Raw genomic sequence first — 13917 nt, forward strand, 5'->3', positions numbered from 1 at the left:
CCCCGATGCCCGACACCACCGCGCTGGAACTACTGCGGCACCTGGCCGCCGCCGACGAGGAACTGCGCCCCGCGCTGCTCAAGCACGTCTCCGAAGTCACCCAGGGCCTGATCGACACCACCGGCCGCGGCATGGACCTCACCGAGGCCGACCTGAGCAACCTCGACCTGCGCCGGGTCGACCTGCGCCGCGCCACCCTCAACCGGGCGCTGCTGCACGGCACCCGCCTCCAGGAGGCCGACCTCTCCGAAGTCAGCATGGTCTGCCCGGGGATGGAACGCACCAACCTCACCGGAGCCAGCCTGCGCTCCGCCTACGTCCACGCCCTGGCCGCCCAGACCTGCGTCTTCGACGGCGCCGACCTGACCGGGCTGCGGGACGCCACCGGCACGCTCTTCCACGGGTGCAGCATGCGCGGCACCCACCTGGACGACGGCCACCTGTCCGGCTCGTCGTTCTACCAGTGCGACCTGTCCGACGCCTCGATGCGCAACATGAACCTCCAGGGCGCGCTGATCAGCGAATGCCTGCTGGACTCCGCCGCCCTCGACGGCTCCTGCGTCGACCAGCTCTCCGTCACCAAGTCCAGCCTCCGCGACACCTCGCTGCGCTCGGTGGCCGGTCACGGTCTGGCCCTCCAGCGGCTCACCGCCGCCGACGGCCTGGTGCTCGCCGACGCGGGGCTGCCGCAGCTGCGGCTCACCGGCATCCAGGCGCACGACTGGCGCGCGGCCGGGCTCAAGGCGCCCGACGCCGACTTCACCGACCTCACCGTCACCGCCGCGGACTTCGGCGGCGCCCAGCTCACCGGCGCCCGCTGGACGCGCTGCACGCTGCCCCAGGTCCGCCTCGGCGGGGCGTCGCTGAGCAACGGCAGCATCGTGGAGAGCAGTCTGCGCGGCGCGGTCCTCACCGCCGCCCGCGGCGAGAACCTCCACATCGTGGAGAGCGACCTGTCCGACGCCGAGATGAGCACCTTCCTCGGCCGCTGCCTCACGGTGCGCGACTCCAGCCTCGCCCGGGCCGACCTCCGCCACGCGAACCTCTACCGCGCCATGATCACCGGTGATCCGCCGCGCGGCATGAGCCTGCGCCGCGCCGTCCTGGACGGTGCCACCCTCGTCCAGGCCTACATCGCCGCCGACCTGCGCGAGGCCGGCCTGGTCGGCGCCAACTGCGCGTACAGCCGGTTCAGCCAGTCCGACCTGTCCGGCGCCCGGCTCGACGGCGCCGGCATGTACCAGTCCACCTGGGTGAAGACCGTCGTCACCGGCGCCTCCCTGACGGGTGTGAAGGCACCGGTGTTCACCGACCGCTGTCCGGGCCTCGCCGAAGCCCTGGAGCGCGACGGCGGACCGGCCGCGACCGAGTTCGCCGCCTTCGTCGAGAACCTCGGCGCCGCGCTGGCGAAGGGCCGCAAGGGGTCGACGTGACCATCGACCAGACCCCCGACGACGGCTCGGCCGGCCGGCGCCGGCTGATCGAGGCCGGAGCGGCGGTCGGGCCGGGCGTGCGCGCCTGGCTCGGCTCCAACGTCCTCATCGGCCGCGATGTGACGATCGGCGCCAATGCCGTGCTGGCCGCGGACACCCTCACGCTGGGCGACGGCGTCACCATCGGCGACCACTGCGACCTGCGCGCCGGCACCCTCTTCCTGGGTGACGCGACCGAGCTCCAGGCCTCGGTCACCGTGCTCGTCGCCGACGCCTTCGAGGTCGAGGGCGGCGGGCGCATCGAGTCCGGGACGCATGTCACCTGCCGCTCCTTCCAGGCCGACCGGCTGCTCTACCTCGGTCAGGGCACCAGCGTCGGCTACGGCGGCACCACCGCCTCCACCTCGCACGTCGTCCTGGGCGCCCGGGTGGCGATCGGACCGCACAGCGTCCTCAACGCCAACCACCCGATCATCCTGGGCGACCAAGTCGGTTCCGGCTCCCACCTGACCATCTGGACCCATGGATTCCACTTCGGTCACCGGCTCCTGGACGGCTACCCGGCGACCTTCGCGCCCGTGCGCATCGAGCGCAACGTCTGGCTCGCCTACCACGCCACCGTGCTTCCGGGGGTGACCATCGGCGCCGACACCATCGTCGCCGCCGGCAGCGTCGTCAGCCGCGACCTGCCCGCCGGAGTACTGGCGGGCGGCGTGCCCGCCGCCGTCAAACGCACCCTGGAACCGCGACCCCCGAAGGACGAGGAGGCCCACCGGCGCGTGGACGCCCTGCTCGACGAATGGATCGCCGAGCTCCAGTGGAAGGGCCTCGGCGCCGAGCGCACCCCCGACGGCGGCATCGACGTCGAGGGCCGCCACCGCGTGCTGCTGGTCACCGAGGACACCTGCCTCGACGCCGTCCACGCCCATGCCAACGCGGCCCACCGGCGCGGATTCCACCTGCTCGCCGTGGACGACCGCCCCGACCTGCGTCCCTGGACCAGCCGCAGCCGCGCCCTGTTCGAACTGCGCTCCGGGCGGCTCACCGGCGGCCTCGACGAGGTCGGCCACGACCTGCGCGACTTCCTGCGGCGCAACGCCCTGCCCTGCGGCGACCAACTGCCCTTCCGCAGCCTGCCCGTCGAGGGATTCGCCCGGCTGGCCGCGCTCACCTCCAAGCCCACCACCACCGGGAACGGCCGATGACCAGCACCCCCCGCCAGGCGCCCCACACCACCACGCCGCAGCACACGGCCCTGCCCGGGCCGGCCGGCGGCCCCCGCAATCTGGACCTGCGCTACGCCGACCGCCCCGTGGACAGCGAGCACCCGCACTACTTCCCCTTCGTCGTCGACCACGCCGAGCCCTGGCTGCGGGGCCACCCGGACGGGCCGGTGTGCGAAGTGGGCTGCGCGGCCGGAGCGTTCGCCCACTACCTCCTGGGCCGCCACCCCGGCACCGACCTGACCTGCGTGGACCTCCAGCCCACGCTGATCGAGCAGGCCCGGCTGCGGGTGCCCGGCGCCCGCTTCCTGACCGGTGACGTGCTGCGCCCCGACACCCTGCCCGCCGGGCCGTTCACCACCGTGTTCATGGTCGCCCTGCACAGCCACTTCGACGACCCCCAGCAGTGGATCGACGCGCTGCTGCGGCTGACCGCACCCGGTGGGCGCGCCTACGTCTTCGGCCTGTTCAACCCCGAACCGGTGGACGTCGTCATCCGGTTGCGCCATGCGGACAGCGACCCGGAGTGGCTGCCCGGGTGGAACCAGTTCTCCGTGCAGACCGTCAGCCGGCTGCTGGACGCGGCCGGACTGCGGCACGCCTTCCACCGCTACCTGCCCACCGCACCCCGCGCCCGGCAGCCGCAGGACCCGCTGCGCTCGCACACCGTGCCCGACCCCGACGCCCACCCCGGCGCCACCGCGGACCCGGCGCTGGTCTACCTCAACGGCAGCCAGATGCTCCACCGCTTCGCCCTGCTGGAAATCCACCGGCCGGAGCCCGCAGCGGCCGCCGCCGGTGACCGGTCGTGACAGGGCACCGGCAGCACCCGCCCGGCAGCGGCGGGTGCTGCGGCACGCCCGCCGTCCCTGCCGCGCCTGCCGTCCCCGCCGCGCCCGCCGTCCCCGCACGGCGCGGCCGCCTCGCCGCGCACGGGCACAACGTCTTCGCCGAGATGTCGGCCCTGGCCGAACGGTACGACGCCGTCAACCTCGGCCAGGGCTTCCCCGACACCGCGGGCCCCGACTCCGTCGTCGAGGCCGCCGTACGCGCGCTGCGCGCCGGCCACCACCAGTACCCGCCGGTCCCCGGGCTCCCCGCCCTGCGCCGCGCCATCGCCGACCACCAGCGGCGGCGCTACGGCCTGGACATCGATCCCGACCGGGAGACCGTCGTCACCACCGGTGCCTCCGAGGCGCTCGCCGCCGCGCTGCTCGCGCTGACCTCGCCCGGCGACGAGGTCGTGGCCCTGGAGCCCTTCTACGACTCCTACGCCGCCTGCGCCACCCTGGCCGGCGCCACCCTGGTGCCGGTCCGGCTGCGGGCGCCCGACTTCACCCTGGACACCCGGGACCTGGCCGCCGCGATCACCGGGCGCACCCGGGTCCTGCTGCTCAACACCCCCCACAACCCGACCGGCGCGGTCCTCACCCCCGGACAGCTCCAGGAGGTGGCCGCGCTGGCCCGGGCCCACGACCTCCTGGTCATCTCCGACGAGGTCTACGAGCACCTGGTGTTCGAGGGCGTCCACCAGCCCATCGCAGCCCTGCCCGGCATGTTCGAGCGCACCGTCACCATCTCCTCCGCCGGCAAGTCCTTCTCCTTCACCGGCTGGAAGGTCGGCTGGGCGAGCGGCCCCGCCGATCTGGTCACCGCCGTCCGCGAGGTCAAGCAGCACCTCTCCTTCGCCGCCGGCACGCCCTTCCAGTACGCCGTGGCCGACGCCCTGCGCCTCCCCGAGGAGTACTTCACCGCCGCCACGGACTCCCTGCGGCGACGCCGGGACCTGATGACCGACGGACTGCGCGCGCTCGGCTTCGACGTGCGGCCGCCGCAGGGCACGTACTTCATCACCGCCGACATCACCCCCCTCGGCGAGCGGGACGGGATGGAGTTCTGCCGTGCGCTGCCCGGCCGCGCCGGCGTCGCCGCCATCCCCCAGCAGGTCTTCTACGCCGACCCGGAGGCCGGGCGGCGCTACGTCCGCTTCGCGTTCTGCAAACGCGAGACCGTACTGCACGAGGCGCTGGACCGGCTGAAGGAGGGCCTGGCATGACCCCCGCCCGCGTCCCCCCCGTCCCAGCCCCCGCGCCCGTCCCCCACAACGGGCCGCTCGTCACCGAGGACGACATCGCCGCCGTGACCGAGGCCCTGCGCTCCGGATGGCTCGCCACCGGCCCCCGGACCGCGGCCCTCGAAGCGGCCTTCGCCGAGCGCTTCCACCCCCTGCACGCCTGCGCCGTCTCCTCGGGCACCGCGGGACTGACGCTGGCGCTGCGCGGCGCCGGGCTCGGGGACACCGGCGCCACCGTCGCCGTCCCCACCTACGGCTGCTCCGCCCTGCTGGACGCCGTACTGGCCGCCGGCTGCACCCCACTGGTCGTGGACGTCACCGAGCGGACCCTGGGCATCGATCCCGAACGGCTCGACCCGGCGCACCCCCTCGACGCCGTCATCGCCGTACACACCCACGGCCACCCGGCGGATCTGGACGCCCTGCGCCCCAAGACCGCGCTGCTGGTGGAGGACTGCTGCCAGAGCCTCGGCGGCCGCGACGAGCGGGGCCGCCCCCTCGGCGCCATCGGGGACGCCTCGGTGTTCTCCTTCTACGCCACCAAGGTGATCGCCGCCGGTGAGGGCGGGATGCTCCTGCAGCGCGACCCCGCGGCCCGCGAACACGTCCGCGGCTACCAGGACCCGGCCGCCCGCGAGGTCTACGCCCCCCGGTTCAACCACCGCCTCTCCGACCCGGCGGCGGCCCTGGCGCTCAGCCAGTTCCGCCGCCTCGACGACATCGCCGCGCACCGCCGCGCCGTCGCCGCCCGCTACACCGCGGCCCTGCCGCCGCACGTCGCGCCCCCGCCCGGGCTGGCCCCCGGCCAGGTGCCCTACCGCTACTGCCTGCGGGCCGCCGGCCGCGCCCAGCAGCAGCGGTGGATCGGCCACCTGCGCGCCGCGGGCATCGCGGCCGACCCCCTGATCCCGGCCCGGCACCTGCTGCACCGGCAGCTGGGTCTGGAGCCGCGGGAGTACCCGGTGGCCGAACGCGTCGTGGACAGCACCGTCTCGGTACCGCTGTTCGCCGCGCTGACCGGGGAACAGACCGACCGGGTGGCCGAGGCCCTGACCGGCCTGCCCGACTAGCGAATGAGAAGGACCGACCGTGACGACACCCCTGCGCCCCGCCCCCGAGGAATCCCGGGAGGTTCGGGAGGCCCGGGAGGCCCGGCGGGCTTTCCTGGCCGGGCGGCTGGCCGCCGTCCGCGAGCGGATCGCCGACGCCGCCCGGGCGGCCGGACGCGACCACACCGGAATCACCCTCATCACCGTCACCAAGACCTGGCCCGCCGAGGACGTCCGCCTGCTGGCCGGGCTCGGCGTCCGCGACGTGGGTGAGAACCAGGACCAGCAGGCGTCCGCGAAGGCGGCGGCCTGCGCCGACCTCGCGCCGGCCCTGTCCTGGCACTTTATCGGGCAGCTCCAGAGCAACAAGGCTCCCTCGGTGGCCCGTTACGCCGACATGGTGCACTCCGTGGACCGCGCCTCCCTGGTGTCCGCCCTCGGCAAGGCCGCCCAGCGGGCCGAGCGGGACCTGCGCTGCCTGATCCAAGTGAGCCTGGACGCCGCCGCGGGCCGCGGCGGAGCCCACCCTGACGAGGTGCCCCGGATCGCCGCGCTCATCGCCGGCCTGCCCCGGCTCACGGTGGCCGGGGTGATGGCGGTGGCCCCGCCGCAGGAGCCGGCCGGCCCGGCGTTCGCCCTGTTGCGGCGGGTCCGGGAGCGACTGCTCGGCGAGCATCCGGGGGCCGTGGTGATGTCCGCCGGCATGAGCGGCGACCTGGAGGCCGCGATCGCCGCGGGTGCGACGCACGTCAGAGTGGGCTCGGCCGTCCTCGGCCACCGGCCGCCCGCGCCCCTGCCACACTGAGGCCCCGCCGGGCACCGGTCCGCCCGTTGGTCACCCTGACGTCACGTCAACACCCCTTGTTACACTGTCAGCTGTTTCGCGTCACCCCATAGGAGCCCCTCCGTGAGTCGTCTGCTGCCCACCGCTCCCTACCGAGGCACCAGGGATTTCCTCCCTGCCGAGATGTCCGTACGGCAGCAGGTGTTCGGCCATCTGTACGAGACGGTGGAGCGTTACGGCTACGGACGGTACGACGGCCCGATCCTGGAGTCCGCGGAGATCTACGAGGCCAAGTCCGGCCAGGAGATCGCGAACCAGCAGCTGTACTCCCTCACCGACCGGGGAGGCCGCCGGATCGCGCTGCGTCCGGAGATGACCCCCTCGGTCGCCCGTATGATCGCCGCCAACGCCGGCAGCCTCCAGTTCCCGGTGCGCTGGTACAGCCACGTCAACTGCCACCGCTACGAGCGTCCGCAGCGCGGCCGCACCCGTGAGCACTGGCAGCTCAACGTCGACGTCTTCGGGTCCGACAGCCCGAACTGCGAGATCGAGATCTTCGACCTCATCCACGACGTGATGGGCTCGCTCGGCGCGACCCGCGACATGTGGGTGCTGCGGGTGGGCGACCGGGCCATCCTCAACAGCATCCTGCGCGACGTGGTGAAAGTGCCGGAGGGCGCACACCAGCAGACCATGGCGCTCATCGACCGCTGGGAGAAGGTGCCGGCCGAGAAGCTGCGCGAGGACGCCGCTGAGTTCGGCGTCGACGGCCGGATGTTCGACCTCCTGGAGTCCACGCTGCGCTCCGGAGCCGAGGTGCTGCCCGACCTCCCCGACGAGGTCCGGGAGGCTTCCCCGCTGGCCCAGGTGATGAAGAGCGAGGCCAAGGACCTCTTCGTCTTCGACCCCTTCATCGTGCGCGGACTCCAGTACTACACCTCCACCGTCTTCGAGGTGTTCGACCTCTCCCCGGCGAACAACCGCTCGCTCTTCGGCGGCGGCCGCTACGGAGACCTGGCCGGCCTCTTCACCAACCAGCGCATCCCCGGCATCGGCTTCGGCATGGGCGACGTCACCTTGCACGACTTCCTCGACACCCACGGCCTGCTGCCCGAGGCCAAGAACGAGGTCGACGTCGCCGTGATCCCCGTCGACGACGAGCTGGTCCCGGCCTCCCGCGAGGTCGCCCGGCAGCTCCGGCAGGCCGGGATCCGCACCTCGACCACCCTGGAGCCGCGCAAGCTGGGCAAGGAGCTCTCCCGCGCCGACCGCAGCGGCGCCCGCTACGCGCTCATCGTCGGCCGCGACGAGTGGCAGCGCCAGGCCGTGGTCCTGCGGGACCTCAAGGGCGCCGCGCAGCACGAGATCGCCCTGGCCGAGGTGGCCGCCCACCTCACGGAGCGCCTGGCGACCACGGGAGCCTGATCCCCGGCGTCCGCGCGGGCCCCGGGCGGGGCCGCGCGGACGCCCCCGTACTGCTCCGTGCCCCTGCGGACTACTCGGCCGTCTTCCAGAGGGTCACGGTCATGACGTAGTCGGGCATGCGGCCGGGGATGCCCGCCTTGGACGGGACCCGCACGTCGGTGATCCGGAGCATCGCCAGGTGTTGCTCGCTGGTGACCGTGCACAGCACCGTGCCCTCGGCCAGGAATGTGCCCTCGTTCAGCTCCCGGGATGCCGAACTCCACGTCGAGCGACCTTGGGGGACACACCGGCAAGACCACCCCCCGGTGGTCTGTTCCGCCTCCGCTCCCACGCCTTCGAAGACCCGCGCTACCTCGACCTCGTCACCGCCATCTCCGAAGTCCACAGGCCGGGCGCCACCCCGCCGAGACGACCAGACCCGGTGTCTTGGCACGAGGGTGACAACAGATGCCCCTTACGCCGACTCCGCTACCGCCGGGTCAGGCCCCACGGCAGCCGGATAGAGATGACGGGCTGCCTCACGGGCGGTCGCGACGAAGGGGCGGATGGCGGGGGGTGTACGACTTCAGCCAGACGGGAGCCCGGTCCAGGCGTGGTATGCCGGTGAGCGGGACGTAGGTGATGCCGGGACGGGTGTAGAAGCGAGTGACCTGTTCGCCGACGATGACGGCGCCGGTCCCTGAAGCGACCACTTGCAGGGCTTCCACGAACGTCTCTATCTCGGGGCCCGGGGCGATCGGCCTGCCTTGTGGCGTGCGGTCGGGCCAGAGCTCCGAGAGCCATGCCCCGGGTGGCGCGCCGGCGACGCGTACGAGCGCGACGTCGGCGAGGTCCTCCATGGTCACGCTTTCGCGGCGGGCCAGGGCGTGGCGCGCGGGAAGTGCCAGCATCCGTGCCTCGGAGAAGACCACGGGCCCGACGACGATGTCGGGTTCGGTGACCGGCAGGGCGAGGGTCAGGATGTCGACCTCTCCCCCGCGGAGTCGCGCCAGGGCGTTGAAGAGCTGGACCTCGCGGATGCGGACGCGCCAGCCGGGCTCGCGTTCGGGGAACATGTCGCCCGCTTGGTAAACGATCTGGCCTGCGGCGGCACCCATGAAGCCGACCCGCAAAGCGTCGACGGTCGCCCGGGTGCTGCTGACAGCCCGGGCGAAGGCGGCCTGCATCTCCTCGTACGCGGGCCGGACTTCGCCGTGCGGCTGGTGGCCGAGCGGAGTCAGGCGAACGCTGCGGTTGGTGCGCTCGAACAACAGAGCCCCGACCTTGCGTTCGATCTACTTGATGAGCGTGACCACGCGCATCACCTTCGACCTGCCCGGCGCCTCCGGCGGGTCCCAGACAGTCGACCTTCCCAACGACATCGCCCTCGCCCTGTACGACGGCCTCACGAACAGCCGTGCCGTCATCGACCCCAAGGCCGAGGACTTCGACGAGCTCATCGCCTCCACCAGCCTGCTGAGTCGGCTCATCACCCACCTGGCCCCGTCCCGCGGACGTCACATCGCGGCGGCTGACGCCAACCGGCAGGGTTCCTGCGCTTCGTCCGCGAGGGCGGGACGACGGGCACCTCACCGGTTGCCGCGCGGATGGCCGTCGCCGCGGGATGCGGGGCGACGGAGTCACTGCGCGACGGAGGGCCCCCGCGGAGGATCCCCCCGCTCGACCCCCTCCTGAGCGCCTACTTCGACGACGGCCAGCGCCGCTAGGCCGCCAGTCGCTGGGCCCGTCAGTCGCTGGGCCCGTCAGGGCGTCCGCGCGCCGTGGATGTCGGCGCCGAGGGGGGACATCGCGAACTGCCCGTCAGCGTGCTTGCTCGGGAGCCGCCTTGGCCGCGCCGAGGGGGCGCTTGTAGTACCGCCAGGGGAACCAGCCGGCACCGACGGGGATCCAGCCCTCCGCCTCCATCCGCCGGTGCCGGCCGCCGGAGGCGAGCGGCACCCGGCAGTGCTCCCAGGGGCGGTCGGACGCCTCCACCTCGTGGAAGAGCGGACCGTACCCGACGAGGTGCCAGCCGTCCCGGCCGGCCTCCGCCAGGGCGGCCATCTCGGTGAACGCGGACACCGGACTGAGGATGCGGCGCTCGGCCGCGCCTGCGCCGCCGGCGGCCGGTCCGGCTGCGGTGGCGTCCGCGGGCTTGCCCGCGAACCGCTGCTGGGCGGCCTGGCGGCTCACTCCCAGGACGCGGCCGACGGTGTCCCAGCTGTGCCCGGCGGCCCGGGCCCCCTGGACGGCCTCGCGCAGCAGCCGGCTCGCCTCCTCGGCGCCGACCCGGGAGGCATCCACCAGGCGCAGGTATCCGTCGGCGTCGTGCTCCAGCGACTCGGCCAGACCCTCGGGGGCGCCGAGTACGGCGGCGGCGATGCCCTCCCGGATACGGACGGCCTCCTGCGGGCCGAGCAGCGGCTCGCCGCTCATCGCCGTACGCCGGGGACGGGCTCCAGCGCCCCGAGTACGTCCGCATCGCGGCGCGCCCGGTCGGCCGTCCGCGCGGCGGCGCGGGTGGCCAGCGCGGCCGTGGTCGCGATCAGCCCGAGTTCCACCGCGACGAGCGCCGCCCAGGCGGCCGTGCCCAACCGGTCGGCCCACAGCGCCGTCAGGGCGGGCAGGATCGCGGTCAACGGGATCAGCGCGACGTACGAATGGTCGGCAGGGGAGGCGTCCTCGGGGGACGTCTTCGAGTTCAAGATCGGCATGCGTCAAGGAAACCTTGACATGATCGTGTTGTCAAGGCTTCCTTGACAACGGCGCCACCGCTGCGGCCCGCAGCTCGCCGCCTGCGTCCCACGCCGCTGGCCGATCCTGCCTGACAGGGCCGTGCTCACCCACCGGCAAGCCATTCGTCTCCGCGCTCAGCTCGGCAGTTTGTCGCAGACGACCAGACGGCCGTCGCGGGCAGGATGGTCCTCCACGGCGAAGCGCTGTTCGAGGTGTTTCCGGGCGGCGGTGAGCTTGTTCCGCCTGTGTGAACCGTCAGAGTGCGACGCGGAGTGGCTCTCCATGTAGTCGACGACCACGCCCGAGTGTGTGTCAGGTGCGGACGCGGATGCCCTCGGACCAGCGATGTCCGGAGCGGCGCCCGGTGGACGTCCGGCTGAGGCTGAACTCCTTGCCGAGGTAGTTGCGGACGCTGGCGTAGGTGGCTTTGGCCATGAGCGGTTCCTTCTCCCTTTGGTCGTGGGTGTCGGCCGGAGGTTCGGCTGGGCCTGGATGAGGCGGGTTGGCGGGGAGCAGGTAACCGTGGGCGGGTGGTGCGGGCCGTTGTGCCGCGAACTTCGGTGCCTGGGCGGGAGGCAGGTGACGTTCCGGGGGCCCGGTCCGGTCTCCCGGTGAAGGAGGTCCCGGGTGTTGCCGGGCGCAGAGTAGGTGTCAGTGAGTCGCGGGGATTTGTCAGCGGCCCCCTCGATCGCGAATACGCCCCGTAGGGAATCGCTGCGGGCGTGGGGCGGGCTGGTAGTCCGGTGGTGGTCCGGCGGTTCTTTCCGGTGGGCAGGCCGTCCCAGTGAGTCTCGTCGACGACACGGGCTCCGCGGCCGATGGCCCGGGGATGGGCGGCCAGCAGTGTGCTGCCATGGATGTCGGCGAGGGTGCCATGCAGCATGACCTCGGACTTTGTTGCCCGGACCTCGACCAGCTGACGAGCGCGGACTCGCCGGGCCGGCACGGAGTAGAGGTTCCCGCCGAAGGCGACCAGGCAGTCCTTGCCGACGCGACACAGCTGGTGCTAGGCCACCAGATACGGGACCGGCGGCAGGAGCTTGAGGGCCGCGTGGTCCCCGCCCGCTCCGCGATGACTTCCCGGTGCGCCTGGTGGATCTGGGCCCGCCGTAGCGGCACCCAGGCGGTGAACGCGGCGTCCATCTCCTCGACGGAGGAGAACGACCGGCCGGACAGAACGTGGTCGCGGACGATCAGTACCTGTCGCTCGACCCGGCCCTTGCCCTGCGGGCGGCAGGCGGCCAGGACGTCGATGTCGATCGGTGCTGGGAATGCTGGAGGAGCGGGAGACAGCAGCCCGTGTGCGGGTGGAGGGGCTGCGGGAGGAAGTCGCCCGGCCTGCTGGGGTGCTGGAGGCCGCCGAGATCGAGTTGGACCGGCGGGTGATCGCGCGGGAAGAGCTGGTGGAGGCCCTGGCCGCCTCGGCTGCCGATGCCACCGCCGTGACCGAGACCGAGGCGGAGCGGAAAACGGTGCCCGCGCCGGTGCCGGGCTCGATCGTGCCACCCTGGCGCGAAGGACTGCCGGTGACGGTGCTGGCGCCGGACTACCAGCGGATCCTGGACATGCTCGAAGAACGGCGGCCGACGGGCCAAGGACCGACGAAGGCCAAGGAGATCACGGCGGAGCTGGGCCTTGGGACGACATCGGCGAAGGTCGAGGGGGTGCGCGCAAAGGCCAGGCGCCTGGCGGAACGCGGGTGGCTCGTGCAGGAGACATCGGGGATGTTCAGCGCGGGCCGGCGGCCCGGGGCCCCGACGTTCGCGGCGGTCACCGCGACGACCAGCAGCAGACCGAGGCAGTCGGTCACGATGTGCCGCTTGCGGCCGCCCACCTTCTTCCCGCCGTCCCAACCGCGCGAGACGGACGGCACCGAGGCCGCGGCCTTCACCGACTGCGCGTCGATGATCCCGGCTGTCGGCTCCGCCTCACGGCCCTCCCGTTCACGCACCCGTCCCCGCAGCCGGTCGTGGAACTCCGTGATCAGCCCGTGCTCGCGCCAGCGGCGGAAGAAGGCGTAGACCCGGCCCCAGCCGGGCAAGTCCACGGGCATCGCCCGCCAGGAGATCCCGTCCGCGACCAGGTAACGGATCGCGTCCAGCATCTGACGGTGGCAATAGCCCTCGGGCTGCCCGCCCCGGCCCTGGACCCAGGCCGGCACCGGCAGTAAAGGCCGGACGGCCGCCCATTCCGCATCCGTCATGTCCGAGGGATACCGGCGTTCCCGGTCCGGATGATCAGCCGCGTTGCCGTACACGTGCGCGAGACGGTCACACGATAGAGCAGCCGAGTTGAAGTCAACGGGTTCGGACGCGTACAACAACGACACCAGGGCCTCCCGGCACTGCTCGGTCAGATTCGCATCCCCGAGCTACCGAGACTGCCTTCATGCACGCACAACGGGAAGATCACCCCGGCGGGAAACCTGTTCGACCCACACGTTCCATGATCGGTTGAGAGGCGGCTTCGAGGGCACTCAGCGCACGAAGTTCGTTACTGTGCCGTGGTTGTGGGTCAGGCCCCAGAGGAACAGCCCCACGATGATTGCCAGCAGGACCAGCCCCGGCACGTTCTCGGGCCCCCAACCGACGGGCTGCCAAACCGGTGGGCCGGGTGTGGCGTCGTCGCGTGCAGCGTCGGAGTCGGCGTGCTGCCAGGGCGCGACATCGGCCTCACCCCGGGCGATCCGCGCGGCCACTTGGCGCACGTCGGCCGCGTGGTAGGTCGGCTCGCGGGTCAGATCCGGGGAGGGGGCAGCCGAGGTACGTACGCTGTTGGCCCGCGCCACGGCCGTGATGCTGATCGGCCTGATCTGCGGCCAGGCCTCCCGGACTTCGGCCTTCGTCAGCCAGCCTCTCCCGTCCTCAAGGTCCTGCTCGTCCGCTGACCCCATTCGAAGTCCGCCCCCTCGCTCGCCGGTCACCCTTGAGTTGATACCCAAACCGCCGAAAGATCACCCGGCCGGGCAGTCACACTCGAACTCACGCCCACCGCGATCGGTAAGGAAACGACTTCTGAGAGGTCGTTTTCATCTGCATTGGTCGCTTTTGGGGCGGTTTTCAAGATGTTCGATTACGGTGCGGTAGTGGCCTCGGATGTAGTTGTTGCCTGTGGGGCGGGTGGGGTGACGGGTGGGATAGGTGGGTGTTGTTCCTGTTTCATCCCATGATGTTCGGCCTTGACGGCCTGCGTGCTTCCGGCATCGCGGCTGTGC

15 protein-coding genes and 2 pseudogenes are annotated in these 13917 nt (G+C 72.5%); 8 read left to right on the top strand and 9 right to left on the bottom strand.

What is annotated here, in order from left to right:
* The first annotated feature begins 5 nt into the window (after positions 1 to 5).
* From AMK16_RS28370 to hisS, 7 genes are all read left to right on the top strand, one after another.
* On the top strand, positions 6 to 1433 hold the full coding sequence (locus tag AMK16_RS28370; protein ID WP_079191792.1) for a pentapeptide repeat-containing protein: 1428 nt from the start codon (positions 6 to 8) through the stop codon (positions 1431 to 1433).
* Positions 1430 to 2638 (top strand): DapH/DapD/GlmU-related protein, encoded by a 1209-nt coding sequence (locus AMK16_RS28375; protein WP_073920166.1) that lies wholly within the window; start codon positions 1430 to 1432, stop codon positions 2636 to 2638. Before AMK16_RS28370 ends, AMK16_RS28375 begins: the two co-directional genes overlap by 4 nt.
* Positions 2635 to 3468, top strand: coding sequence for a class I SAM-dependent methyltransferase (locus AMK16_RS28380; RefSeq protein ID WP_073920167.1), 834 nt, complete (start codon positions 2635 to 2637; stop codon positions 3466 to 3468). Before AMK16_RS28375 ends, AMK16_RS28380 begins: the two co-directional genes overlap by 4 nt.
* Positions 3465 to 4712, top strand: coding sequence for a pyridoxal phosphate-dependent aminotransferase (locus tag AMK16_RS28385; RefSeq protein WP_274535388.1), 1248 nt, complete (start codon positions 3465 to 3467; stop codon positions 4710 to 4712). Before AMK16_RS28380 ends, AMK16_RS28385 begins: the two co-directional genes overlap by 4 nt.
* Positions 4709 to 5800, top strand: a complete 1092-nt coding sequence (locus tag AMK16_RS28390; protein WP_073920168.1) for a DegT/DnrJ/EryC1/StrS family aminotransferase — start codon at positions 4709 to 4711, stop codon at positions 5798 to 5800. Before AMK16_RS28385 ends, AMK16_RS28390 begins: the two co-directional genes overlap by 4 nt.
* 31 nt (positions 5801 to 5831) lie before the next feature.
* The gene (locus AMK16_RS28395; protein ID WP_199885631.1) at positions 5832 to 6584 is read left to right on the top strand and encodes a YggS family pyridoxal phosphate-dependent enzyme; all 753 of its coding nucleotides are present in this window, start codon (positions 5832 to 5834) and stop codon (positions 6582 to 6584) included.
* A gap of 102 nt (positions 6585 to 6686) precedes the next feature.
* Positions 6687 to 7988, top strand: coding sequence for a histidine--tRNA ligase (hisS, locus tag AMK16_RS28400; RefSeq protein ID WP_073920169.1), 1302 nt, complete (start codon positions 6687 to 6689; stop codon positions 7986 to 7988).
* A 70-nt stretch (positions 7989 to 8058) separates the two neighbouring features.
* Here the strand turns inward: hisS and AMK16_RS36005 are convergent, their stop codons facing one another.
* Both AMK16_RS36005 and AMK16_RS28405 read right to left on the bottom strand, forming a co-directional pair.
* Positions 8059 to 8373 carry a hypothetical protein gene (locus tag AMK16_RS36005; protein WP_143196906.1) on the bottom strand — a complete coding sequence of 105 codons (315 nt, stop codon included), beginning with the start codon at positions 8371 to 8373 and terminating at the stop codon, positions 8059 to 8061.
* A gap of 133 nt (positions 8374 to 8506) precedes the next feature.
* Positions 8507 to 9238 carry a LysR substrate-binding domain-containing protein gene (locus AMK16_RS28405; RefSeq protein ID WP_073920170.1) on the bottom strand — a complete coding sequence of 244 codons (732 nt, stop codon included), beginning with the start codon at positions 9236 to 9238 and terminating at the stop codon, positions 8507 to 8509.
* A gap of 279 nt (positions 9239 to 9517) precedes the next feature.
* On the opposite strand from AMK16_RS28405, the pseudogene AMK16_RS37775 reads away from it, so the two are divergent.
* Positions 9518 to 9694: pseudogene (locus tag AMK16_RS37775) on the top strand (gfo/Idh/MocA family oxidoreductase); the annotation flags it as partial.
* Between the two features lie 94 nt (positions 9695 to 9788).
* On the opposite strand, the gene AMK16_RS28415 reads toward AMK16_RS37775, so the two are convergent.
* From AMK16_RS28415 to AMK16_RS28440, 7 genes and pseudogenes are all read right to left on the bottom strand, one after another.
* A complete protein-coding gene (locus AMK16_RS28415; protein ID WP_073920172.1) occupies positions 9789 to 10403 on the bottom strand; it encodes a hypothetical protein in 615 nt (204 codons plus the stop codon).
* Positions 10400 to 10681 carry a hypothetical protein gene (locus AMK16_RS28420; RefSeq protein ID WP_073920173.1) on the bottom strand — a complete coding sequence of 94 codons (282 nt, stop codon included), beginning with the start codon at positions 10679 to 10681 and terminating at the stop codon, positions 10400 to 10402. Before AMK16_RS28420 ends, AMK16_RS28415 begins: the two co-directional genes overlap by 4 nt.
* A 156-nt stretch (positions 10682 to 10837) precedes the next feature.
* Positions 10838 to 11002: a hypothetical protein gene (locus AMK16_RS36390; protein ID WP_158071262.1), complete on the bottom strand. Its 165-nt coding sequence runs from the start codon at positions 11000 to 11002 to the stop codon at positions 10838 to 10840.
* 13 nt (positions 11003 to 11015) lie between these two features.
* Positions 11016 to 11138: a hypothetical protein gene (locus AMK16_RS38205; RefSeq protein WP_274535389.1), complete on the bottom strand. Its 123-nt coding sequence runs from the start codon at positions 11136 to 11138 to the stop codon at positions 11016 to 11018.
* A gap of 418 nt (positions 11139 to 11556) precedes the next feature.
* A pseudogene (locus AMK16_RS38625) lies at positions 11557 to 11649 on the bottom strand (hypothetical protein); the annotation flags it as partial.
* Positions 11650 to 12249: 600 nt separating this feature from the next.
* The gene (locus tag AMK16_RS28435; protein WP_242438975.1) at positions 12250 to 12906 is read right to left on the bottom strand and encodes a transposase; all 657 of its coding nucleotides are present in this window, start codon (positions 12904 to 12906) and stop codon (positions 12250 to 12252) included.
* Between the two features lie 273 nt (positions 12907 to 13179).
* Positions 13180 to 13626, bottom strand: coding sequence for a hypothetical protein (locus tag AMK16_RS28440; RefSeq protein WP_143196907.1), 447 nt, complete (start codon positions 13624 to 13626; stop codon positions 13180 to 13182).
* Positions 13627 to 13917: the final 291 nt, after the last annotated feature.

It is taken from the genome of Streptomyces sp. CB00455 (genome assembly GCF_001905445.1).
Lineage (GTDB): Bacteria > Actinomycetota > Actinomycetes > Streptomycetales > Streptomycetaceae > Streptomyces.